Origin of the sequence: Actinomadura sp. DC4, from assembly GCF_030406325.1 — a bacterium.
In the GTDB taxonomy this organism is placed as follows: Bacteria; Actinomycetota; Actinomycetes; order Streptosporangiales; family Streptosporangiaceae; genus Actinoallomurus.
Window position 1 is genome coordinate 150,817 of record NZ_JAUEQY010000019.1, and the last position, 21,841, is coordinate 172,657.

Consider the following 21,841-nt stretch of genomic DNA (forward strand, 5'->3'; position numbering starts at 1 on the left):
GTACGGGGTGGCTCAGTCGCCGAGGATCGCGTCCACGAAGGCCTCGGGGTCGAAGGGCGCCAGGTCGTCCGGACCCTCGCCCAGCCCCACGAGCTTGACCGGCACGCCCAGCTCGCGCTGGACCGCGATCACGATGCCGCCCTTGGCCGTGCCGTCGAGCTTGGTCAGCGCGATGCCGGTGACGTTGACGACCTCGGCGAAGACGCGGGCCTGCCGCAGGCCGTTCTGGCCCGTCGTCGCGTCGAGGACGAGGATCACCTCGTCGACCTGCGCCTGCTTCTCGATCACCCGCTTGACCTTGCCGAGCTCGTCCATCAGCCCGGTCTTTGTGTGCAGGCGGCCGGCCGTGTCGACGATCACCGTGTCGACCGAGTCGCTGATGCCCTGCTTGACCGCCTCGAAGGCGACGCTCGCCGGGTCGGTGCCCTCGTCCCGGCGCACGACCTCGGCGCCGACCCGCGAGCCCCACGTCTGCAGCTGGTCCGCGGCGGCGGCGCGGAAGGTGTCCGCCGCGCCGAGCAGGACCGTACGGCCGTCGCCGACGATCACCCGGGCGAGCTTGCCGCACGTGGTCGTCTTGCCGGTGCCGTTGACGCCGACGACCAGGATCACCGCGGGCTGGGCGCCGTGCGGCTCGGTGCGCAGCGACCGGTCCAGGTCGGTGCCGATCTGGGCGAGCAGCTCGCCCTTGAGCATCGCGCGCACCTCGGCGGGCTCGCGGGAGCCGAGGATCTTGACCTTGGTGCGCAGGTCCTCGACGATCTGCCGCGCCGGCGCGACCCCGACGTCCGCGGTCACGAGCGTGTCCTCGATCTCGTCCCACGCGTCGTCGTCGAGCGCCTCACGGGACAGGAGGGCGAGCAGGCTCTTGCCGAGAGCGTTCTGCGAGCGGGCCAGCCGCGCGCGGAGCCGTACGAGACGGCCCTCTGAGGGCGGCGGGAGCTCGATCTCCGGCGCGGGGGCGACCGGGACCTCGACCGGAGGAGGCGGCGCGGTCGCGACCTCGTCCTCCAGGACGGCGGTCCCGCCCGCCGTTCCGGACGAGGAGGCGGTCTCGGGCGGCGGGGCCTCGGGGCGACGGCCGGTCCGGCCGCGCAGCAGGAAGAAGCCGGCGGCGGCGACGGCGAGCACGACGATCGCGATGGCGAGGATCAGGTATTCCATAGCGTGTCCCAGTGTCGCAGAGGCCGGGGACCGTCAGCGCGATCGGGGCAGCGGCGTCCGTGCGGCGGGTTGCGCCCGCGGGGCGGCCGGCGTCCGCGCGGTGGGCAGGGAGTCGTTCTCCGAATGCTCCCACTCCTCGACGTTGCGCAGCAGGGCCTCCAGGTAGGACCGCAGGTGGGTGCGGTAGACGTCGCTGAAGGTCCGCAGGTAGGCGATCTCCTGCTCCAGGTCGCGCCGCTCGCCCTCCGACAGCGGCTCCTTGGAGGGCCGGACCTGCTCGGCCGCGCTCGAGGCCTGGCGGTGCGCCTCGTCCAGGACCATGACGGCCCGCGCCTTGGCCTCGGCGAGGATCTCGTCGCGGCCGCGGCGCGCCTCCTCGGCGAGCTCACGGCTGTAGCGCTGGGCGTCGGCCACGTAGTGGTCCGCGGTCTCCTGCGCCTTGGACAGGATCCGGACGGCCTGCATGTGGGCGTCCTCGGCCTGCACCGGGGAGACGCCCTGCGGGGTGCCGGTGATCCGGTCCCGCAGCCGGCCCACCTCGTGCTGCATCGCGGCCTTCTCGTTCAGGACACGGACCAGCTCCTGCTCGACCTGGCCGAGGAAGGCGCGCACCTGATCCTCGTCGAAGCCCCGCCGGCCGAGCGGGGCCCGCCGGAAGTGCACCGTCTGCAACTCGGCGGGCGTCAGCCGCTGAGCGCCGGGATTGTCTGGAGTCATCGCTTTCCCCTATGCGTCCGCGAACTTGTCCGCTCGAATGCGGTCGTTCCCAAGCCCGAGGCGTGCGAGGCGGTCCACGGTCGCGTCGACCATGGCGGGCGAACCGCACACGTACGCGTCGTGGTCTCTCCAGAGGCCGAACCGGGCGACCACGTCGGCCAGCGCGCCTTGTTCGGCGCCGTTCTCGGCCTGCTCGTCGGAGACGGCCGGTACGACGGTGAGCCACGGGCTCTCGGCGGCCCGCTTGCTCAGGTCGTCCAGGTCGTACAGCCCGTCGGCGGTACGCGCCCCGAAGAACAGGTGCACGCGCGGCGGCGCCGGGCTCATCGCGATCCGCTCCAGGATCGCCTTGAGGGGCGCCAGGCCCGTGCTCCCGCCGATGAGGAGCACGTCGCGGCCGGACCGGTCGTCGAAGGTCATCGTGCCGATGGGCGGCCCGAGCTTGAGCCAGTCGCCGACCCGGATGGAGCGTACGAGGACCGGGCTCACCGGCCCCCCGTCCACGAGCCGTACGTGGAAGTCGAGCGTGTTGTCCGGGCGCGGCGCGTTGGCCATCGAGTAGTAGCGCCACATGCGCGGCCGGCTGGCCGGCACCTCCAGCGCCACCGACTGCCCCGGCTCGTACGGCAGCGGCCGGTCCGTCACGACCCGCAGGACCGACAGGTCGAAGCGGCGGCGCTCGTGCGCGATGACGCGGGCGTTCCACCACGGCGGGCGCTGCTTGGCGTCCTCGTCCGCCGCCTCGACCATGACGTTCGCGACCAGCGTGTACGCGTCGGTCCAGTCCTTGGCCAGCGCTTCGTTCCACGCGGCACCTGAGAAGTAACGGAGAGTGGCGACCAGGCTCTGCCCGACTTCCGGATAATGCAGCGCCTCGACCCCGAATTTCCGGTGGTCGGCGCCGAGTTGACGCACGAACGGAACGACTTCGGCCAGGTTGTCGACCTGGCTGACGATACGTCCGAGCGCACTCAGCAGACGGTCGCGCTGATGACTCATTCCGATCGGGAACATGTCCCGGAGTCCCGGATTTCGCAAGAACAGATCTGAGTAAAAGAACAACGCCACGGCGTCGCCATGCTGGGCGACCTGCGCGAAGTTGTCTTTCAAGCCTTGTGCATCCACGCCTTCTCCTGAGGGACGGCCTGCGCGAGCGGGCGCCGGTGGCGCCGGGCGCGCGACTACGCCTCCTCGCCCGCCTTCACCATGACCTCGGCGACCACGCCGTACGCGGCGACCCAGTCTTTCTCCAGCTCCTGGGTCCAGGAGGGGCCGCTGAAGTACTTGAGCGTCGCGACGAGGCTCGCGCCGACCTCCGGGTAGTGCCCGGCGGTCACGCCGAAGCCCGCGTGGGTCCGGCCCAGCCGCTGGAGGTAGGGAACCAATTCGTCGGTGTTGTCGACCCATTCGACGATCTGCGCGAGCGCCGCGAGAAGGACCTTGTGCTGCTGCGCCATCGAAGCCGGAAAAAGGGACCTGTAGCTGGGATTACGCTCGAACAGATCCGCGTAAAAGTAATCGGCCACTTCCAGACCGTGGTCGGCGACCTGCGCAAAGTTGGACTTCAATCGCTGAGCGTCCATGTGGGGGCCCTTCCTCTGGCTGAAGACTCCAATTCCTAACGACTCGCAGGTCCTTACGCAAGTGTTACGCAGGGTTAGTTAAGAGACGGATGTGACGACAGGGGCGTACGCAGGAAAGACACCGGAAGACGGCCCGGATACGGCGTGTCAGGCGGGTTCGGGCTCGCGCAGGCGCTGGCTGATGACCTGGGTCACACCGTCGCCGCGCATGCTCACGCCGTAGAGGGCGTCCGCGCCCTCCATCGTCCGCTTCTGGTGCGTGATGACGATGAGCTGAGACGACTCGCGCAGCTCTTCGAAGATGCCCAGCAGCCGCTGGGTGTTGGTGTCGTCGAGCGCGGCCTCGACCTCGTCGAGCACGTAGAACGGCGACGGGCGCGCCTTGAAGATGGCGACGAGGAACGCGATGGCCACGAGCGAGCGCTCGCCGCCGGACAGCAGCGACAGCCGCTTGACCTTCTTGCCCGGAGGCCGCGCCTCGACCTCGATGCCGGTGGTGAGCATATCCTGCGGCTCGGTCAGCGACAGGCGCCCGTCGCCGCCCGGGAACAGCCGCGAGAAGATCCCCTCGAACTCGCGGGCGGTGTCCTCGTAGGCCGAGGTGAACACCTGCTCGACCCGCTCGTCCACCTCCTTGACGACCGTCAGCAGGTCGCGGCGGGTCTTTTTGAGGTCCTCCAGCTGTGAGGTCAGGAAGGCGTGCCGCTCTTCGAGGGCGGCGAACTCCTCCAGCGCCAGCGGGTTGACCTTGCCGAGCTGGGTGAGCTGGCGTTCGGCCTGCTTGGCGCGCTTCTCCTGCTTGGCCCGGTCGTACGGCTCGGGCGCGGCGTCCTCGTCCGCGTCGGGCGCCGGCGGGACGAGCTGGTCCGGACCGTACTCGGCGATGAGCACGTCCACCTCCAGCCCGAACTCCTCCATCGCCCGCTCCTCCATCTGCTCCAGCCGCAGGCGTCGCTCGGCACGCGCCACCTCGCTGCCGTGCGCGACGTTGAGGAGCCGCTCGTGCTCGCCGGTGAGCTCGCGCACCCGGGTGCGGATGGCCTTCAGCTCCTCCTCGCGGGCGGCACGCGCCTTCTCGGCGGCCTCCCGCTCGGCGACGGCCGCGGCGATGGAGCTCTCGATGCGGACGAGCGCCTCGCGCGCGCCGATGACGACGGCCTGCGCGACGCGGGCGTCGCGGGCGAGCCGCTCGCGGCGTTCGGCCGCGCGGGCGCGCTCGGCGCGCTCCTGCGCCGCCGCGCGCAGGAGCTGGTCGGCCCGGCCGGTGATGGCGGTGACCCGCTCCTCGGCGGTACGGACGTTGAGCCGCGCCTCCATCTCGGCCGAGCGCAGCTCCTGGCAGCGGCCGGCCAGCTCGTCGCGGCGCTCGGTGTCCTGGTCGTCCTCCTCCATCGGCTCGGCCTCGGCGGCCTCCAGCCGCTCCTGGAGCAGGGCGCGGGCCTCGGTGTCGCGCTCGCGCGCCTCCTCGGCGGCCCGTACGGACGCGGACAGGCGTTCGGTCTCCTGGTGCGCGGCTTGGGCGGCGGCCTGAAGCCGGGCGACGTGCTTGGCCTCCTGGGCGGCCTCGGCGGCCACCTCGCGCAGCTGGGCGCGTACGCGGTCCAGCCCGGCCTGGGCGCGGTTGACACCGGCCTGGGCCTCGCCCACGGCCGCCTGCGCCGCCTCCAGGACCGCCTGGGCGCGCTGCTCGGCCGAGACGGCCTCCTCCAGCGCCTCGGCGGTCCGCTCGGCCTTCTCCCGCGTCGCGGCGAGCCGCTCGGCGGCCTCGTCGCGCGCGGCACGCATCTGCAGCGGGCTCTGCCGTCCGCCGCCCCCGCCGAGGGCCCAGTGGGCGCCGAGCAGGTCGCCGTCGCGCGTGACCGCGCGCAGGGAGGGCGCCTCGCGGACGAGCGCCACCGCGGCGGGCAGGTCGTCGACGACCACGACGCCGGCGAGAAGGTGGTGCACGGCCGGGCGCACGGACTCGGCCGCGGTGATCAGGTCGGTGGCGTACCGCGCGCCGCCGGGCAGAGCGGGGCGCTCGCCGCCGGCGGCCGGGCCGTCGCCGACCACGAGGCCGGCCTGGCCGGCGTCGCCGGTGCGGAGCATCGTCAGGGCGGCCTCGGCGGTGTCGAGCGAGGCGACCGCCACGGCCTCGGCCGCGGCGCCCAGCGCGGCCGCGACGGCGGCCTCGGCGCCCGGGCGCACGGACAGCAGCGAGGCGAGCGTGCCCAGCACGCCGTCGAGGCCGGCGCCGAGGATGATCTCCCCGCCGTCGGCCGCGCTGCCCAGCGTCAGGTCGAGGGCCTCGACCCGCGCCTGCAGCGCGGTGGCCTCCTTCTGCGCGGACTGGTCGGCGCCGCGCGCCGCGCCGACCCGCTCGTGCGCCTCGCGCACGGCGCGCCGGGGCGCGTCGACGGCCTCACGCGCCTGGTCGGCCGACTCCTTGGCCTGGTCGAGGATCTCCTGGGCGCGCTCGTGCTCGGCGGCCAGCTCGGGGTCCTCTGCGGTCTGGGTCTCCTGGGAGGAGTATTCGGCCTCGGCGACGCGGGCGCGCTCCTCGGCGGCCGTTCGCGCGTCGGCCAGCCGGCCGATCTCCGCCTCGGTGGCCTGCATCTTGCTGTCGAGCGCGCCGACCTGGCCGCGCAGCCGGGCCAGCCCCTCGCGGCGGTCGGCGGCGGCGCGGGCGGCGGTCTGCAGGCGGCGCTCCTCGAGTTCGAGCGCGGACTCGGCCTCCGAGCGCTCGCGTACGGACTCGGTCAGCACCTCCTCGACCGCCTCCAGGCGCTCGGCGAGCACCTCTTCCTGCTCGCGCACCTCGGCGGCCTCGCGCTCCATGTCCTCTGGATCGCGGCCCCGGCGCTCCTCCCCCTGTGCCTCGGCGGCGTGGCGGTGGCGCTCGGCGGCGACCTCCCCGACGCCGCGCAGGCGCTCGCGCAGGGAGGACAGGGAGTACCAGGTCTCCTGGGCGCGGGTCAGCAGCGGCGCCTGCTCGGCGGCCTCGGCCTCGAGGAGGGTCTCGCGCTCCTGGGCGGCGGCGAGGGCCTGCTCCACGGAGATGTGCCGCTCACGTACGGTGGCCTCGTCGGCGGCCTCCTGCTTGAGCCGGCCGCTGAGCGTGACCAGGTCGTCGGCGAGCAGGCGGACCCGCGCGTCGCGCAGGTCGGACTGGATGGTGGCGGCCCGCCTGGCGATCTCGGCCTGCCGGCCGAGCGGCTTGAGCTGGCGGCGCAGCTCGGTGGTGAGGTCCTGGACGCGCGTGAGGTTGGCCTGCATCGCGTCGAGCTTGCGGAGGGCCTTTTCCTTGCGCTTGCGGTGCTTGAGGACGCCGGCCGCCTCCTCGACGACCGCGCGGCGTCCCTCGGGGCCCGAGTGCAGGACCCGATCGAGCTGGCCCTGACCGATGATCACGTGCATCTCGCGGCCGATGCCGGAGTCCGACAGCAGCTCCTGGACGTCGAGCAGGCGGCAGGAGTCGCCGTTGATGGAGTATTCGCTCTGCCCCGACCGGAACATCAGCCGGCTGATCGTGACCTCGGTGTAGTCGATGGGCAGCGCGCCGTCGGTGTTGTCGATCGTGAGCAGCACCTCGGCGCGGCCGAGGGGCGGGCGCGAGGAGGTGCCCGCGAAGATCACGTCCTCCATCTTGCCGCCGCGCAGCGACTTGGCGCCCTGCTCGCCCATCACCCAGGCCAGGGCGTCGACGACGTTGGACTTGCCGGAGCCGTTGGGCCCGACGACGGCGGTGATGCCCGGTTCGAAGCGCAGCGTGGTCGAGGACGCGAAGGACTTGAAGCCGCGCAGGGTGAGGCTCTTCAAGTACAAGCGTCCACCGATCCTTTCCGGGAGCGTGCCGGGGGGCCTGGCCTGAGCGAACGATACCGGCCGGGGCTGCCGCGACCGGCATCTGACATCCCCAAATGTGCCACGATCGATCGCGATGCGTGGGTCTCTCGGGGAGAACGCCCCCGGCGCCCGGCGAGCCGGTGCCGGGGCCGGAATGGACCCGTCCCTCATTCGGACGCGCGTCCGGTGCCCGCAGGCGCCGCCCCCGACCGCGGCGGGCGTGAATGCGCCCGCTCGATCAGATGAGCGGCTGACCTGGGGAAAACATGATCACACGTGCATTGTCGAAGTGATTGCCTCGCCGTTGCGGTCGTGGAACAACCTTTGGCCGCGCGCGGTCGATGACAATTGAGGGCAACAAAAAGGGACGTCATGATCGACGTCCCTTTTAAGGAGCGGCCGGACCGTCAGGTCAGAGCCGGTTCGCGGTCGTTGGCGCGCAGCGCCATGACTTCGTTGTCAGCGACCGCCGCGAGCGTGTCGTTCTCGGACTGGAGCCGTACGAGCTCGGCCTCCAGGTCACGGACACGTTGCTGAAGGCGCCGCATCTCCGCAACCATGCGGGGGTCCGGACCGCCGACGTGGCCGAGTAGAGCCTTCGCCATGATTAAGGGTCCTCCACGCTGAGTGACCAGCAGGAATGATCGCGCACTTGAGAGCCGAAAAGATGCGCGTTAACAACTAGGGTCGCACCGGCCCGAGAGCCGGTCAAGACAGATGTCACAGACACGTAACAACCTGTCTATCCGAGTTTAGCAGACTTCTCCGAGCGATCACCGTTCGACGAAGCCACGGAGATCACCCCGGGGGTCCGTCCACCGCTCGACGACGCCGCTCACCATTCCCGGGGTCCGCCCGCCGCGCAACAGAGCGAGCAGGTCGTCACAGGCCTCGCGCGTCCCCTCGGCGACCACTTCGACGCGGCCGTCACGGAGGTTGCTCGCCGAGCCGGTGAGGCCCAGCTCCAGCGCCCTGGAACGCACCCACCACCGGAAACCCACGCCCTGGACGTGACCGCGGACCCAGGCGGTCAGCCGTGTCTGCTCCTCCACGAACGGCGATCCTAGCCCGGCTCGGGGCGAGAACGCCCATAGACGGACGGTCGCGGCGCGACGCCGGTCGGTCACGGGCCCGGCGGCGCCGATCCGGCCGTGGCGCCCGTGCCGGCGCCGCCCTTCGCGTGAAATGAATCATGAAAGTTGCACCGCTAGCACCGCGGCATGATCCGTTCAACCCGCTCGGTCCATCGCACCTGACCGAACCCGGACGGTCCGGAACCCATGCTCAGGCCAGGGTCAGGCCCTCGCGCGCCTGGGGCGGGGCTGGCAGGTGGGGCAGGTGTAAGAGGAGCGGTTCATGAAGGCGTCCCGCCGGATCGGGGTGCCGCACCGCGAACAGGGTTCGTCCTCGCGTCCGTACACGTTGAGTGACCGCTCGAAGTAGCCGCTCTCACCGTTCACGTTGACGTAGAGGCTGTCGAAGGACGTCCCGCCGGCCGCGAGGGCGGCCCCCATGACCTCTCTCGCCGCCGTCAGGACGCGCGACGCCTCCGGCCTGGTCAGGGTCTCGGTCGGCCGCAGTCCGTGCAGCCTGGCGCGCCACAGCGCCTCGTCGGCGTAGATGTTGCCCACCCCGCTGATCAGCGACTGGTCCAGCAGCGCGCGCTTGAGGGCGGTACGGCGCCTTCGCAGCGCGCCGAAGAACGCCTCCTCGTCGAAGGCCTTCTCCAGCGGGTCCGGCGCGATGTGCGCGATCGGCTCCGGCACGCCGTCCTCCGTGGTGCTCGTGAGCATCAGGTGGCCGAAGGTGCGCTGGTCGATGAACCGGAGATCGAGGCCCTCATCGGTGAAGGTGAACCGGGCCCGCAGGTGCTTCTCGTACGGGCGGCCGGGCTCACCGACGATCAGCTGGCCGCTCATGCCGAGGTGGGCCAGCAGCGCCTCGTCGTCGCCGACGGGCAGCCAGAGGTACTTTCCGCGCCGCCGCGCGCCGGAGACCAGGCGCCCGGTGAGGCGGGCGGCCAGGTCCGAGGGGCCCTCGACGTGGCGCCGCGCCGCACGCGGGTGCAGGACCGTGGCGGACTCGATCGTCCGGCCGGACACCCAGCGTTCGACGCCCTGCCGTACGACCTCGACCTCGGGAAGCTCGGGCACGACGATCCCCCTCGTCAGCCGTCGCGGCGGCGCGTCACTCCGCGCCGGCCGAACGCTCGCGGATCGTCGTCCACGCCGCCTCGGCCGCCTGCTGCTCGGCCTCCTTCTTGCTGCGGCCCTCGCCGCGGCCGTACTCGGCGCCGCCGACGGAGACGACCGCGCGGAAGCTCTTCTGGTGGTCCGGGCCGCTCTCCTCCACGTGGTACTCGGGCACGCCGAGCTCCTCGGTGGCGGTCAGCTCCTGCAGCGAGGTCTTCCAGTCGAGCCCGGCGCCGAGGCTGGCCGACCGGGTGATCAGCGCGTCGAACAGGCGATGCACGAGGGCGTCGGCGGCCTTGAGACCGAGGTCGAGGTAGACCGCGCCGATCAGGGCCTCGAGCGTGTCGGCCAGGATCGAGGCCTTGTCGCGGCCTCCGGTGCCCTCCTCGCCCCGGCCGAGGCGGATGTAGGCGCCTAGGTCGAGCTGGCGGGCCACGCCGGCGAGCGCGCGCATGTTGACCACTGCGGCGCGCAGCTTGGCGAGCTGACCTTCGGGCAGGTCCGGATGGCCGCGGAACAGCGTGTCGGTGACGATCAGGCCGAGCACGGAGTCGCCGAGGAACTCCAGGCGCTCGTTGGTCGGCAGACCGCCGTTCTCGTACGCGAACGACCGGTGGGTCAGGGCGCGTTCGAGCAGCTCGGGCTCTGGAGAGACGCCGAGCGCGGCTGCGAGTGCGCCGCGGTCGGCGGTCGAGTGGTCGGGCTTCACACGGCGCTCCCGGTGGGGGAGGCGGTGTTGGCAGGGTTCACGGTGCTCCTCCGCGGAAGGTTCCGCGAGGGCGAGGCGCACGCCGGGTCGGCTCCGGCGTCCGCCACGGCCTCGGGCGAGTCTTCGTCGCGAGACGGGCGGGGGCGGCACTCCGCCGCCCCCGAGACGTCCTCAAGCCACGTCGATGACCTGACGGCGGTTGTACGTGCCGCAGGTCGGGCACGCGGTGTGCGGCAGCTTCTCGTCGCGGCACTGGGGGCAGCGCACGAGCGTCGGCGCCTGGGTCTTCCACTGCGAGCGACGGTGCCGCGTGTTGCTGCGCGACTTCTTCCGCTTTGGTACGGCCACGTCAGCCCTCCTGGTCTTCTTGTCGTTGATCCAACATGCCCTGCAAAGCCGCCCACCGAGGGTCGACGGCGTCGTGATGGTGGTCCGGCTCGGCATCGGCCAGCCGGACCCCGCATTCCGTGCACAGCCCGGGACAGTCGTCCCGGCACAGCGGGGACAGCGGCAGTGCGAGCACCATCGCGTCCCGCACCACCGGCTCGAGATCGATGAAATCTCCCTCGAGACGGCGTTCGTCGTCCTCCGCGCTCTCGCCGGAGCGAGTGTCGGAGTAGACGTAGAGCTCCTGGAACTCGACCTCGATCGACGAGGAGAGCGGATCCAGGCAGCGCGCGCACTCTCCGGAGAGAGGCGAACGCGCCGTGCCCGAGACGAGCACGCCCTCCATCACCGCCTCGAGCCGGAGATCCAGCTCGACATCGGTGCCCTCGGGAACACCCACCATCTCGACGCCGAGATTCGCCGGAGCCGGCACGGTGTAGGAGTCCTTGCGCATCGATCCCGGTCTACGGCCCAGTGTGCGCGTGTCGATCACGAATGGGTCGCGGGGATCGATGCGAGTCAGGTTGTTCCTGCTTCCGTGAGGCATGGCGTATCACCGCTGTCGGGCAAGGTCGATTGGAAAGGGTACCAACGCGGGGCCTCATCCCCAACTCGGCCGCGTCCAGGCCGGTCTCTCCCGCCCCGGTCAGGACTCCGCGAAGCGCCGGGTGAGCCGTCGCTGCACGGGTTCGGGAACCAGCCCGGAGACGTCGCCGCCGTACTGCGCGATCTCCTTGACCAGGCTCGATGACAGGAACGAGTAGAGCGGGTTGGTGGCCATGAACATCGTCTCGACGCCGGCCATCTGGTGGTTCATCTGGGCGATCTGCAACTCGTAGTCGAAGTCGCTCACCGCCCGCAGCCCGCGCACGATCACCGGGATGCCGCGGTCGCGGCAGAAGTCGACGGTCAGGCCGTGGAACTTCTCCACGGCCACGTTGCCGTACTCCTTGGTGACCTCGCCGATCATCTCGACGCGTTCTTCCACCGAGAAGAGGCTCTTCTTGGAGATGTTGATGAGTACCGCGACGACGACCTCGTCATAGAGGCGCGAGGCGCGGCTGATGATGTCGAGGTGTCCGTTGGTGACGGGGTCATACGATCCCGGACAGACAACACGGCGCACGAGGTGAGTCCCCTCTGCAAGGAAGTCGTCAGTGGCCTGCGGCGTGACCGTACCAAAGCGTGCCCTCGCCGTAACGACGGGCCCTGCTCTCCGTGTACCCGGCGGGCCATCGCACGGGCTCACCGCGAGTGGCGCGTTCGAGCGCGACGAGCGCGCCGGGGGCGAGCCAGCCGTTGTCCCGCAGGGCCTCCAGCAGTTCGATCACGGCCTCGTCGCTCACGGCGTACGGAGGGTCGGCGAAGATCAGGTCGTACGGCTCCGCGGGTGTGTTCTTCACCACCCGCTCGACGCGGTCGGTGATCGGCTCGGCGCCGGGCAGGCCGAGCGCCGCGACGTTCGCCTTGATCACCTTCGCGGCGCGCGGGGAGGCCTCGACGAGCAGCACGTGCGCGGCGCCGCGGGACAGGGCCTCCAGGCCGACCGCGCCGGATCCGGCGTACAGGTCGGCGGCGCGGAGGCCGTCGAGGTCGCCGAGCAGCGAGCCGACGGTGGCGAACAGGCCCTCTCTGGCGCGGTCGCTGGTCGGCCGGGTGTCACGGCCCGTGGGCACGGAGATGCGCCGGCCGCCGGCGGCGCCTGCGATGACTCGGGTCACGCACTCAGTGTGGCGCAGTCGCGGCGGTCAGGCGTGATCGCGTTCGATGCCGTCGAGCATCCACCGCAGGCCGCGCTGGAAGTCGTCGGCCGCGACCTTGATGTCGCCCCTCAGGAGCGGCGCGACGTTGGCGAACTCCCCGCTCTCGACGAGCCGCTGCAGGTACGGCCGGATGGCCGCCAGGTGCTCGGTGCCGCTGACGCCCGTACGGCGGAGGATCTCGCGCTCGCGCACCTCGCGGGTGACGTAGCCCAGCACGTAGTCGTCGATCGCCGCGACGACCCGGAAGGCCTCCTGCGGGTCCAGCTTGAGGCCCGTCACGGCGGCCAGGGACTGGTCGATGTGCCGCAGGGTGTTCGGGCCGGCGACGGAGTGCGAGCGGTGGTTCGCCAGGTCGACGAGCCACGGGTGCCGCAGGCCGACCTCGCGTGAGCGCAGTACGACCAGCGTGATCGCCTCGCGCCAGTCATCGGGCAGCTCCTCGTGGATGAGCGTCTCGCCGGCGATCTGATCGGCCATGAGGTCGAGCAGGTCGTCCTTGCTGTCGATGTAGGTGTAAAGGCTCATCGTGCGGGCGCCGAGCACGGTCGCGACGCGGCGGATCGACACGGCGTCCAGGCTCTCGGAGTCGGCGAGCCCGACGGCCGCCTCGACGATCGCCTCACGCGTCAGGCCGCTCGCGCGCCGGGCGCGCGGGCGCGCCCAGATCGGCACCCGCGCCGTACCGCCGTCTTCCGAAGTCACGCCAGGGATCGTACCCGTACGCCGTAGCGGTCAACCGCTACACCGTACGGTTAAGTGCTACGGTGTACGGCCAAGTGCTACGGCGTACGACGAAGGGTGGGGACATGACCACACAGCCCGAACGGGCCGGTACGGCGGAGGCCGGGTTCGATCCCGAGTTGCGGCGGCTGGCGGCAGCCGTCTCCCTCGGCGTGATCATGACCATCCTCGACACGACCATCGTGAACGTCGCGATCAACACGCTCGGCCGCGACTTCCACACCTCCCTGTCCACCATCCAGTGGGTCCTCACCGCGTACACGCTCGCCCTCGCCATGACGATCCCGCTGACCGGCTGGGCCGTACGGCGCTTCGGCGGGAAGACGATGTGGATCATCTCGCTGGTGCTGTTCATCGCCGGATCGGTGCTGTGCGGCTCCGCCTGGTCGGTGAGCAGCCTGATCGGTTTCCGCGTCCTGCAGGCCGTCGGTGGCGGCATGCTGCTGCCGGTCGGGCAGACGATGCTGGCCGCCAAGGCCGGGCCGCACCGGATGGGCCGGGTGATGAGCGTCGTCGCGGTGCCGGCGATGATCGGGCCGGTGCTGGGGCCGCTCATCGGCGGCGCGATCGTCGACAACCTCGCCTGGCGCTGGATGTTCTTCATCAACGTGCCGATCTGCGCGATCGCGCTCGTCGCCGCGGTCGCCTGGCTGCCCCGCGACACCGAGCGCGTGAGCGGCACGCGCCTGGACGCGCTCGGCCTCGTACTCCTCTCCCCCGGGCTCGCCGTGCTGGTGTACGGGCTCGCCCAGACCGGCAACGGGCACTCCGTCTCCGACCCGCGGGTGTACGGGTGGGCGGCGGCCGGGGCGGTGCTGGTGACCGCGTTCGCGGTGCACGCGCTGCGGCGGGGCGAGCGCGCGCTGGTGGACCTCAGGCTGTTCCGCGACCGCGGCTTCACGACCTCGGTCCTGGGATTGTTCCTCTACTCCGGCGCGGTGTTCGGCGTGATGTTCATGTCACCCGTCTACTTCCAGACGGTCCGCGGGGACACGCCGCTGCGCGCCGGGCTGCTGCTCGCACCCCTGGGCCTGGGCGCGCTGGTCATGATGCCGATCGCCGGGCGCCTCACCGACCGCATCGGCTCCCGCCTGCTGGCCCTGTCCGGGCTCGTCGTCGCGCTGGCCGGGCTGTCGGTCTACACCCAGCTCGACTCCGGCACCGACAAGGTCGTGCTCGCCGTAGCGGCGTTCGTCGTCGGGCTGGGCCACGGCACGATGATGCCGTCGCTGATGGCCGCGGTGTACCAGCGGCTCGACCGCTCGGCGGTCCCGGCGGCCACCACGGCCAGCAACATCGTCGTACGGGTGGGCAGCTCGTTCGGCATCGCCGCGCTGGCGGTGGCGCTGCAGATCTACATCCGGCACGAGTTCCCGTCCGCCGCCGGCACGATCGCCTCGGTCTCCTCGGTCCGTACGCCCGGAGCCCCCTCCCACCTGGCCCACGCCTTCGGGCACAGCTTCTGGTGGGCGCTGGGCATCGCCGCCTGCGCCTTCGTCCCCCTCATGCTGCTGCCGGGCCGCCGCCGCGCGCCGTCAGTAGTCGAGGGCGACGGCCCCGTCGCTGAGCCGGCCGACGACCGCGTCTAGGTCCTCGGCGTGGATGAGGGCGCCGCGCAGCCCGTACACGAAGGCGGCGCCCTCGAACCGCTCGGCGGTCCGGCGCAGGCGCTCGGCCTTGCCGGGGTCGCCGCCGACGAGGTCCTCGGCGCCGGGCACCTCGACCGTCAGGAACGGCCGGGGCCCCTTGTCGGCGATCCGCAGCCGAGACACGCGCTCCCAGGGGACGAAGACGTCGTAGCCCCGGCGCGCGAACACCCGCAGCCGTACGCCGTCAGAGGTGAAAACGGGCGGGTTGCGCAGCAGCCGGAACTCCCCGCGGGCGAGCAGCGCCATCACGGCCGCCGACGCCAGCAGCCCGAAGGCGAGCACCGGGAAGAAGACGAAGACCATCGTGACGACGGGCGTCCCCGACATGTGATCCGCCGTGACCAGGAGATACCCGACCATGACCATGACGAGGAGCGCCCCGGCGGCCGAGACGGCGGCCACGGTCGCGGTGAGATACGCGGGCGCGGCGGCGACCGGAAGCTGGAAGTCGGTCTTCTGGTCCACTGCGGGAGGGTAACCGCATAGCGCCGCTCCCTGCCACGCCCCGCGCCGCGTTCGGCACCGGCGGCGGTTTCTCGGGTTTCCCGCGGCGCGGAGTTGGAGATGGCCGGCTGGAGACGGGACGCGGGCGGACGCCGGGTTTGAGGCGAGGGCCCGGCGGTCGCTGGTGCGCACGCCGGTATCCGGGTCGTCGAGGGCGCCGCTCCCTGCCACGCCTCTCGCCGCGTTCGGGCCTGGTGGCCGGTCCCGCAGCGTGGGGCGGCCTCGGCCGGAGGTGGCGCGGGCCGGGCTCCGGGCGTCAGGCGAGGGCCCGGCGAGCCTCGGTGCGGACGCCGAGGTCGGCGTCGTGGGCGTCGTTCACCGCCCCGCCCCGCGCCGCGTTCGGGGCCGGCGCCGATTCCGGGAATCCCCCGCGCGGTATTGGGCGGCCCGGTCCGGCCGGCCGGAGACGGCGCGTGGCCGGGCTCCGGGCCTCAGGCGAGGGCCCAGCGGGCCTCGGTGCGGACACCGGCGTCCGGGTCGTCGAGGGCGCCGGTCAGGGCCGTACGCGCATAGTGGCGGTCGGCCGCCCATCGGCCGAGGGCGCGTACGGCGGTGCGGCGCACCGCGACGATGTCGTCTTCGAGGACGCTCGTGAGCGGGCCGATCGCCGAACGGCTGTCCATGGCGCCGAGCGTGGCGGCGGCCTTCTGGCGGACGCGCCAGTCCGGGTCGGTCAGGGCGATCTCGCCGAGCTCTGGGGCGGCGCGCAGCACGGCCAGCCCGCGCACGGTCTCGGCACGTGCGTCGTCGCCGCGGTCGAGCGCCTGGGCGTAGATCTCCCAGGCCGCCGCGCGCATCGCGCGGACGAGCTCGGCGGCGACCGCGCGGACGTAGGGATCGGCCGAGCCGGACTCCGCCTGAACGAGCGCGCGGACGCCCTCCTCGCCGACGAGCACCTCACGTTCGTCGATGAGGGCGCCGGCGGCGGCGTGGCGCACCTGGGCATCGGGGTCGGCGAGCGCGCGGGCGAGGCGGTTCCCGGCCTCTTCGGCCGGGCCGTGGGACTGGTGTACGGGCAGGTCGATGACTGTCATTGGTTCCTCCGGAGATGTGTCGAGCCGGCGTGAGGCGGTCACCGGCGACACAGCGAGCTGGCCTGACGTCGCAAATCGACGTGGAGGCGCACGACCAGCGGAGCTCTCCGGTACACAGTCCTGATCGTGGACGAGAATCCCTCTATTGTCAACCGATTAGGTAGGGAATCGATTCTCGGTAGGGGTGTAGGGGTGGCCTAGGGGGCTATTTGGAGGGGTTTTCCGGGCTCGGTATGAGGCGGCGCCCGGTCGCGGCGGCTGGTGGTCGCGGCCCGGTGGTCGCGGCCCGGCAGGCGCGGCCCGGCAGGCGCGGCAGGCGCGGCGGCCGGGCGGAGTGGCCTGGATCGGCCCCGCCGTTGGCGAATGGCCGCACCGGGCCTGCGACCGCCAGGCCGAAGACGGCGGCAGGACGCAGCGGACACAAGGTCGCGGACAGGGCGACGAACACGCGGCGGCGGGCACAGGGCGGCGAACACGGCGCAGCGGACACGGGACGGCAGGCACGGGGCCGTTCGCGGGTCGGCCTCCCCGTTCGCGGGCGAGGCGTTCGGGGTAGCCGGCGAGGCGCCGCCGGTCCTCCTCCGCCCAGCCGGCGATCAGCGGGCGGCGGAGGGGCTCCGTTCCGGCTGGTGCGCCGGTGCGGTGCCGGTCACGCCGCTGGGCCGGACGGGCCGCGCAGGACCACGTGCCCGCGCTGGAAAATGATCACTGTGCGTGCCTCGCCGGTCGCCCTCGCGGAAGCCTGTCAGTGGCCGGTGACATGGCACCGGTTACCGGTGACGGACCAGGGATCGCCGGTCGTTCTCGACGCCGGTGTCGCCGACTTGGCCGGGTGGCAGTCGCACCGAGCACCGAGCACCGAGCACCGAGCACCGAGCACCGAGCACCGAGCACCGAGCAGGCTCGCGTCCCGTGCCGGGGCCGGTCGACCCCCGGACGCTCAGGCCTTCTCCAGGTACTCCGCCCGTTCCTCGTCCAGCAAGGCGGCCAGCTCCGCCGCCAGGGCCGGATGCTCGCGCAGCTCCGGGTCGGCGTCCACGAGTGCGGTCGCCTCGGTGCGGGCCTCGCGGATGATGTCCTCGTCCTTCAGCAGCGTCAGCAGGCGCAGGCTCGATCGGCGGCCCGACTGGCTCTCGCCCAGGACATCGCCCTCCCGCCGCTGTTCCAGGTCGAGCCGCGACAGTTCGAAGCCGTCCAGCGTCGACGCGACCGCGTCCAGGCGCTCGCGTGCCTTCGACTCCTCGGCCGCCTCCGTCACCAGCAGGCACAGCCCCGCGTGGCGGCCGCGGCCCACCCGGCCGCGTAGCTGGTGCAGCTGCGAGACCCCGAACCGGTCGGCGTCCATCACCACCATCACCGTGGAGTTGGGCACGTCGACGCCGACCTCGATCACCGTCGTCGCCACGAGCACGTCCAGTTCGGCGGCGGCGAAGCTCCGCATCACCGCGTCCTTCTCGTCGGGGTGCATCCGGCCGTGCAGCACCCCGAGCCGCAGGCCGTGCAGCGGGCCCTCGGTGAGCTTGGGCGCCACGTCGAGTACGGCGAGCGGCGGCCGGCGGGCCTCCTCCTCGGAGGCGTCCGGCGGCGGCTCGCCCTCCTCGTCGCCGATGCGCGGGCACACGACGTACGCCTGCCGGCCCTGTCCCGCCTCCTCGCGGATCCGCTGCCACGAGCGGTCCCAGTAGGCGCGGTTGCCGGCCGGTACGACGTGCGTGGCGATCGGGGAACGTCCGGCGGGGAGCTGGGTCAGCGCCGAGGTGTCCAGGTCGCCGTACACCGTCATGGCGACCGTCCGCGGGATCGGCGTCGCGGTCATGACCAGCACGTGCGGGCGTCCGCCGGTGGCCTTCTCGCGCAGGGCGTCGCGCTGCTCGACGCCGAAGCGGTGCTGCTCGTCGATCACGACCAGGCCGAGGTCGGCGAACTGGACGTGCTCCTGCAGCAGCGCGTGCGTGCCGACGACGATGCCGGCCGCGCCCGAGGCCGCGTCGAGCAGGCCCTCGCGCCTTGCCTTGGCGCCCTGCGAACCGGTCAGCAGGGCGACTCGAGTGGCGTCGTCGGCGCCGCCGAGCTGCCCTCCCTGGGCGAGCGGCCCGAGCATCGCCACGATCGAGCGGTGGTGCTGCTGGGCGAGCACCTCGGTCGGCGCCAGCAGCGCCGCCTGCCCGCCCGCGTCGACGACCTGGAGCATCGCGCGCAGGCCCACGACCGTCTTGCCCGCGCCGACGTCGCCCTGCAGCAGCCGGTGCATCGGATGGGTGCGGGCGAGGTCGGCGGCGATCTCGGCCCCGACCTCCCGCTGCCCCTCGGTGAGCTCGAACGGCAGGCGCGCGTCGAACGCCGCCAGCAGGCCCTTCTCGCCCGCCGGTCGTGGCGTCGCGGCCAGCTCCGCCGACGCGCGCCGCCGCTGCGCCAGCGCGGTCTGGAGCACGAACGCCTCGTCCCACTTGAGCCGCCGGCGCGCCCGCCACGCCTCGTCCATGTCCTGCGGCCGGTGGATGCCGTGGTAGGCCTTGGCCAGCCCGATCAGGCGGTGCCGTTTGCGCAGCTTGTCGGGGAGCGAGTCGGCGCCGAGGTCGGCCCCGTCCAGGATCAGCCGTACGCAGTCGGCGATCTGCCAGGACGTCAGGCCCTTGGTCGCGGGATAGACCGGGATCAGCTCCTCGGCGAACTCCCGCGCGGCGTCGGCGGAGTCGCCCGCGACCGCCTTGTACTCGGGGTGGACGAGCTGCCGCTTGACCCCCCGCCCGGACCGGTAGAACGTCACCTTCCCGGCGAAGAGCCCGCGCGTGCCCGGCGGAAGGTCGCGCTCGGGGATGTGCGCGCCCTTGCCGAAGAACGTCAGCGTCAGCCGCCCGCTGCCGTCGGTGACGGTGACCTCCAGGATGTAGCCGGGCTTGCGGGTGATCCGCCGGCCCTGGACCTTTTCCACCTCGGCCATCACCGTGACGTATTCGCCCTCGGCGAGGCTGTCGAGGTCGGTCAGCTCGCCACGCTGGGCGTAGCGCCGCGGATAGTGGCGCAGCAGATCCCCGGCGGTCTCCAGGTCGAGGGCGGCGAGTTTCTTGGCCGCCTTCGGCCCCACCGCCTTGACCAGTGGCTGCTCGAGTGTCGTCACAGAACCTTCCTTACCAGCCATCCAACAGCCGGGCACCGACATTTCTATCGGCTCTCGCCACCCGGAGGGCACGCTCCCCGCCGCGAAAAATCTCCTGAACCGTTGAACCTCCGCGCCCTCCGATGCGTACTCACCCACGTCCGGTGGCGTGCGCGGCACCGGCGACCTCGATCAGGCGCGCCGCGGGGGCCTTCTGATCAGGCCGGCGGCGGGCTCGGCCGGGACCGCTCATTCCACTCCGATGAGGAGCGGGTAGCGGTCCTGGCCGCCCTCGTAGACCACGACCTCCACGTCCGGCCGGTGCGCGTGCAGCCGCTCCCGTACGGTCTCGACGAGGTCGCCGGGGAGCCCGGCACCGGTGATCAGCGTGACCAGCTCGCCACCGCCGGACAGCATGCGGGTGAGGATCCGCGTCGCCACGTCGGACAGGTCCGCGCCGATCACGGACACATCTCCGTCGATCAGGCCGAGGGTGTCTCCCTGCCGGCAGATCCCGGCGCTGGTCACGGCCTCCTCGGCCGCCGTCTCCAGCTGGCCGTACCGGGTGGCGCCGGCCGCGCTCGTCATGGCGATCACGTCGTCGTCGAAGCGGCGCAGCGGGTCGTGCACGGCGAGCGCGGCGAGCCCCTGTGCGGAGGCCCGTGCCGGGATGACCGCCACGCGTACGCCGTCCTCCCGCGCGCGCTGGGCGGCCGCCTCGGCGACGGCGAGGACCGAGCGGTCGTTCGGCAGGACCGCGACCTCGTCCCCGGCCCGTACGATCGCCCCGGCCAGCTCGTCCAGCGACGGCGCGCCGCCCGGCTCACGGTGTACCGCCGTCGCCCCGTGCTCCTCGAACAGCGCGGTCAGCCCCTCGCCCAGGGTCACCGTCACCACGCCGCGGCCGGTGGTGCGCGGGTGCCGGTCCGCGGGCGCCTGGAGCCAGGTCACGCGGATGCGATGGGGACGGCCGGCGCGGATGCCGGCCTCGATCGCCGGGCCGGCGTCGTCGGTGTGCACGTGGACGTTCCAGAGGCCGTCGCCGCCGACGACTACGAGGGAGTCGCCGAGCCGGTCGAGCTCGGCACGCAGCCCGGCGACGGCATCCTCGCCGGCGTCGAGGAGGTACATCACCTCGTAGTCGCCGCCGGTCTCGGCGGGCCCGCAGGACGTGTCCCTGGGCGCGCTCCTGCGGGGGATCTCATACGACTGCGGAAACTCCTCGCTCGCGACCGCCGCGAAGGTCTCCAGCACCACGCAGAGCCCGGCCGCGCCCGCGTCGACCACCCCGTTGCGGGCGAGGACCTCGAGCTGCCCCGTCGTCTCGCGCAGCGCGGCTCGCGCGCCCTCGGCGACGCTCCAGGCGAGCGCGCCGGCCTCGCCCTCGTCGGGACAGGCCCCGGCGACCGTACGCAGGACGCTGAGCATCGTGCCCGGGACCGGGTGGGCGACGGCCTGGTCCGCCAGGCGCGAGGCGTGCCGCAGCGCCTCCCCGAGCCGTCCGCCCCCGCCGAGGATCTCGGCCAGCGCGCGCAGGATCTGGCTGAGGATCACGCCCGAGTTGCCCCGGGCCCCGACCAGCGCGCCCTCGGCGAGCGCGCGCCACGCCGAGGCGGCGTCGGCGTCGGCGGGAAGCCGCTCGACCGCCTCCGAGGCCGCCAGGACGGTGAGGTGGAGATTGGTCCCGGTGTCGCCGTCGGGAACCGGGAAGACGTTGAGCGCGTCGATCTCGGCGCGGGTACGGCCCAGCGCCTCCGCGGCAAGCCGGCACCACTGCCGTACGGCCTCAGCGTCGAGAAGGTCTCCCACGCCACCTCCAGAGATTCACGTCGCAATAGACTTACCGGACATCGAACGGGTGGCTCCAGTACCCCGGCGATTCGCGTCCGTGGGGCGGGGTCGGCTATTCTCTTCCGAGTGCCCTGTCCGGGCCTCTTTTGACGAGCGCCCGATCTCGGGCCATCACTCGAACCCTTTGGAGCGCATCCATGGCTTCCGTCTGCGACGTCTGCGGCAAGGGGCCGGGGTTCGGCATGCGCGTCTCTCACTCGCACCGCCGCACCCCGCGCCGCTGGAACCCCAACATCCAGCGGGTGCGTGCGGTCGTCGGCCGCACCACCAAGCGCATCAACGTGTGCACGTCGTGCATCAAGGCGGGCAAGGTCATTCGGCCCACCGCGCGCTGACGCCGCACCGGGCGCCGTGAGGCGCCCACATAGACCGTGCTCTCACCGGGCACGACGAACGGCCGGTTCCCACACGGACCGGCCGTTCGGCTGTCCGCCCCCAGACCGGTCTCGTACGGAGCGGGGACGGGTCGCCGTCCTGCCGAACGACCGCTCGGTCCTCGCCGTCGCCGTCGCCGCGGCCGCGGCCCAGCGCGCGCCCGCGCGGGGGCTCGCCGTGCACGACCGCTGCGCCGCCGCCGGACGGCATCCGCGGGGCGGCCCCAAGGGGCCGGTCTCGTACGGCGTCC

The 21,841-nt window shown here is 72.5% G+C and carries 21 protein-coding genes; 2 read left to right on the plus strand and 19 right to left on the minus strand.

What is annotated here, in order from left to right; translation table 11 throughout:
• Positions 1-12: 12 nt before the first annotated feature.
• The 14 genes from ftsY to QWU11_RS28895 all read right to left on the minus strand — a co-directional run bounded on the left by ftsY (position 13) and on the right by QWU11_RS28895 (position 13,042).
• Positions 13-1,164: a signal recognition particle-docking protein FtsY gene (gene ftsY, locus QWU11_RS28830; RefSeq protein WP_290117588.1), complete on the minus strand. Its 1,152-nt coding sequence runs from the start codon at positions 1,162-1,164 to the stop codon at positions 13-15.
• A 33-nt stretch (positions 1,165-1,197) separates the two neighbouring features.
• Entirely contained in the window at positions 1,198-1,881 is a 684-nt protein-coding gene (locus QWU11_RS28835) for a DivIVA domain-containing protein (protein ID WP_290117589.1), read from the minus strand.
• 9 nt (positions 1,882-1,890) lie between these two features.
• Positions 1,891-3,006, minus strand: a complete 1,116-nt coding sequence (locus QWU11_RS28840; RefSeq protein WP_290117590.1) for a globin domain-containing protein — start codon at positions 3,004-3,006, stop codon at positions 1,891-1,893.
• A 56-nt stretch (positions 3,007-3,062) separates the two neighbouring features.
• Positions 3,063-3,464: a globin domain-containing protein gene (locus QWU11_RS28845; protein ID WP_290117591.1), complete on the minus strand. Its 402-nt coding sequence runs from the start codon at positions 3,462-3,464 to the stop codon at positions 3,063-3,065.
• A gap of 147 nt (positions 3,465-3,611) precedes the next feature.
• Entirely contained in the window at positions 3,612-7,268 is a 3,657-nt protein-coding gene (smc, locus tag QWU11_RS28850; protein ID WP_290117592.1) for a chromosome segregation protein SMC, read from the minus strand.
• Positions 7,269-7,696: 428 nt separating this feature from the next.
• Entirely contained in the window at positions 7,697-7,894 is a 198-nt protein-coding gene (locus QWU11_RS28855; RefSeq protein ID WP_290117593.1) for a hypothetical protein, read from the minus strand.
• A gap of 168 nt (positions 7,895-8,062) precedes the next feature.
• A complete protein-coding gene (locus QWU11_RS28860) occupies positions 8,063-8,341 on the minus strand; it encodes an acylphosphatase (RefSeq protein ID WP_290117594.1) in 279 nt (92 codons plus the stop codon).
• Positions 8,342-8,584: 243 nt separating this feature from the next.
• Positions 8,585-9,442, minus strand: a complete 858-nt coding sequence (gene mutM, locus QWU11_RS28865; protein WP_290117595.1) for a bifunctional DNA-formamidopyrimidine glycosylase/DNA-(apurinic or apyrimidinic site) lyase — start codon at positions 9,440-9,442, stop codon at positions 8,585-8,587.
• 34 nt (positions 9,443-9,476) lie between these two features.
• Positions 9,477-10,190 carry a ribonuclease III gene (gene rnc / locus QWU11_RS28870; RefSeq protein ID WP_290117596.1) on the minus strand — a complete coding sequence of 238 codons (714 nt, stop codon included), beginning with the start codon at positions 10,188-10,190 and terminating at the stop codon, positions 9,477-9,479.
• A 171-nt stretch (positions 10,191-10,361) separates the two neighbouring features.
• Positions 10,362-10,538, minus strand: coding sequence for a 50S ribosomal protein L32 (gene rpmF / locus QWU11_RS28875; protein WP_285569124.1), 177 nt, complete (start codon positions 10,536-10,538; stop codon positions 10,362-10,364).
• Between the two features lies 1 nt (position 10,539).
• Positions 10,540-11,124, minus strand: a complete 585-nt coding sequence (locus QWU11_RS28880) for a YceD family protein (RefSeq protein WP_290117597.1) — start codon at positions 11,122-11,124, stop codon at positions 10,540-10,542.
• Between the two features lie 99 nt (positions 11,125-11,223).
• A complete protein-coding gene (gene coaD, locus QWU11_RS28885) occupies positions 11,224-11,703 on the minus strand; it encodes a pantetheine-phosphate adenylyltransferase (RefSeq protein WP_290117598.1) in 480 nt (159 codons plus the stop codon).
• A 28-nt stretch (positions 11,704-11,731) separates the two neighbouring features.
• Complete coding sequence (rsmD, locus tag QWU11_RS28890; protein ID WP_290117599.1) at positions 11,732-12,298, minus strand: 16S rRNA (guanine(966)-N(2))-methyltransferase RsmD; 567 nt, start codon at positions 12,296-12,298, stop codon at positions 11,732-11,734.
• A 27-nt stretch (positions 12,299-12,325) separates the two neighbouring features.
• Positions 12,326-13,042, minus strand: a complete 717-nt coding sequence (locus tag QWU11_RS28895) for a TetR/AcrR family transcriptional regulator C-terminal domain-containing protein (RefSeq protein WP_290117600.1) — start codon at positions 13,040-13,042, stop codon at positions 12,326-12,328.
• A 104-nt stretch (positions 13,043-13,146) separates the two neighbouring features.
• On the opposite strand from QWU11_RS28895, the gene QWU11_RS28900 reads away from it, so the two are divergent.
• On the plus strand, positions 13,147-14,670 hold the full coding sequence (locus tag QWU11_RS28900) for an MDR family MFS transporter (RefSeq protein ID WP_290117601.1): 1,524 nt from the start codon (positions 13,147-13,149) through the stop codon (positions 14,668-14,670).
• On the opposite strand, the gene QWU11_RS28905 is transcribed toward QWU11_RS28900, so the two are convergent.
• From QWU11_RS28905 to QWU11_RS28920, 5 genes are all read right to left on the minus strand, one after another.
• Positions 14,617-15,195, minus strand: a complete 579-nt coding sequence (locus QWU11_RS28905) for a hypothetical protein (protein WP_290117602.1) — start codon at positions 15,193-15,195, stop codon at positions 14,617-14,619. The two genes, QWU11_RS28900 and QWU11_RS28905, sit on opposite strands and share 54 nt — an antisense overlap.
• A gap of 470 nt (positions 15,196-15,665) precedes the next feature.
• A complete protein-coding gene (locus QWU11_RS28910) occupies positions 15,666-16,268 on the minus strand; it encodes a HEAT repeat domain-containing protein (protein WP_290117603.1) in 603 nt (200 codons plus the stop codon).
• 38 nt (positions 16,269-16,306) lie between these two features.
• Positions 16,307-16,384, minus strand: a complete 78-nt coding sequence (locus QWU11_RS47475; RefSeq protein WP_354670915.1) for a putative leader peptide — start codon at positions 16,382-16,384, stop codon at positions 16,307-16,309.
• 824 nt (positions 16,385-17,208) lie between these two features.
• Positions 17,209-19,386 carry an ATP-dependent DNA helicase RecG gene (recG, locus tag QWU11_RS28915; RefSeq protein WP_290117604.1) on the minus strand — a complete coding sequence of 726 codons (2,178 nt, stop codon included), beginning with the start codon at positions 19,384-19,386 and terminating at the stop codon, positions 17,209-17,211.
• A gap of 228 nt (positions 19,387-19,614) precedes the next feature.
• Complete coding sequence (locus tag QWU11_RS28920; protein WP_290117605.1) at positions 19,615-21,174, minus strand: DAK2 domain-containing protein; 1,560 nt, start codon at positions 21,172-21,174, stop codon at positions 19,615-19,617.
• Between the two features lie 179 nt (positions 21,175-21,353).
• On the opposite strand from QWU11_RS28920, the gene rpmB reads away from it, so the two are divergent.
• Positions 21,354-21,551 (plus strand): 50S ribosomal protein L28, encoded by a 198-nt coding sequence (gene rpmB, locus QWU11_RS28925; RefSeq protein WP_290117606.1) that lies wholly within the window; start codon positions 21,354-21,356, stop codon positions 21,549-21,551.
• Positions 21,552-21,841 lie beyond the last annotated feature (290 nt).

What these genes read in the sequence shown, in the direction of transcription:
- ftsY (WP_290117588.1), bottom strand. Translation starts at nt 1,164, where the DNA reads ATGGAATACCTGATCCTCGCCATCGCGATCGTCGTGCTCGCCGTCGCC.
- QWU11_RS28835 (WP_290117589.1), bottom strand. Translation starts at nt 1,881, where the DNA reads ATGACTCCAGACAATCCCGGCGCTCAGCGGCTGACGCCCGCCGAGTTG.
- QWU11_RS28845 (WP_290117591.1), bottom strand. Translation starts at nt 3,464, where the DNA reads ATGGACGCTCAGCGATTGAAGTCCAACTTTGCGCAGGTCGCCGACCAC.
- QWU11_RS28855 (WP_290117593.1), bottom strand. Translation starts at nt 7,894, where the DNA reads ATGGCGAAGGCTCTACTCGGCCACGTCGGCGGTCCGGACCCCCGCATG.
- QWU11_RS28880 (WP_290117597.1), bottom strand. Translation starts at nt 11,124, where the DNA reads ATGCCTCACGGAAGCAGGAACAACCTGACTCGCATCGATCCCCGCGAC.
- QWU11_RS28900 (WP_290117601.1), top strand. Translation starts at nt 13,147, where the DNA reads ATGACCACACAGCCCGAACGGGCCGGTACGGCGGAGGCCGGGTTCGAT.
- QWU11_RS28910 (WP_290117603.1), bottom strand. Translation starts at nt 16,268, where the DNA reads ATGACAGTCATCGACCTGCCCGTACACCAGTCCCACGGCCCGGCCGAA.
- rpmB (WP_290117606.1), top strand. Translation starts at nt 21,354, where the DNA reads ATGGCTTCCGTCTGCGACGTCTGCGGCAAGGGGCCGGGGTTCGGCATG.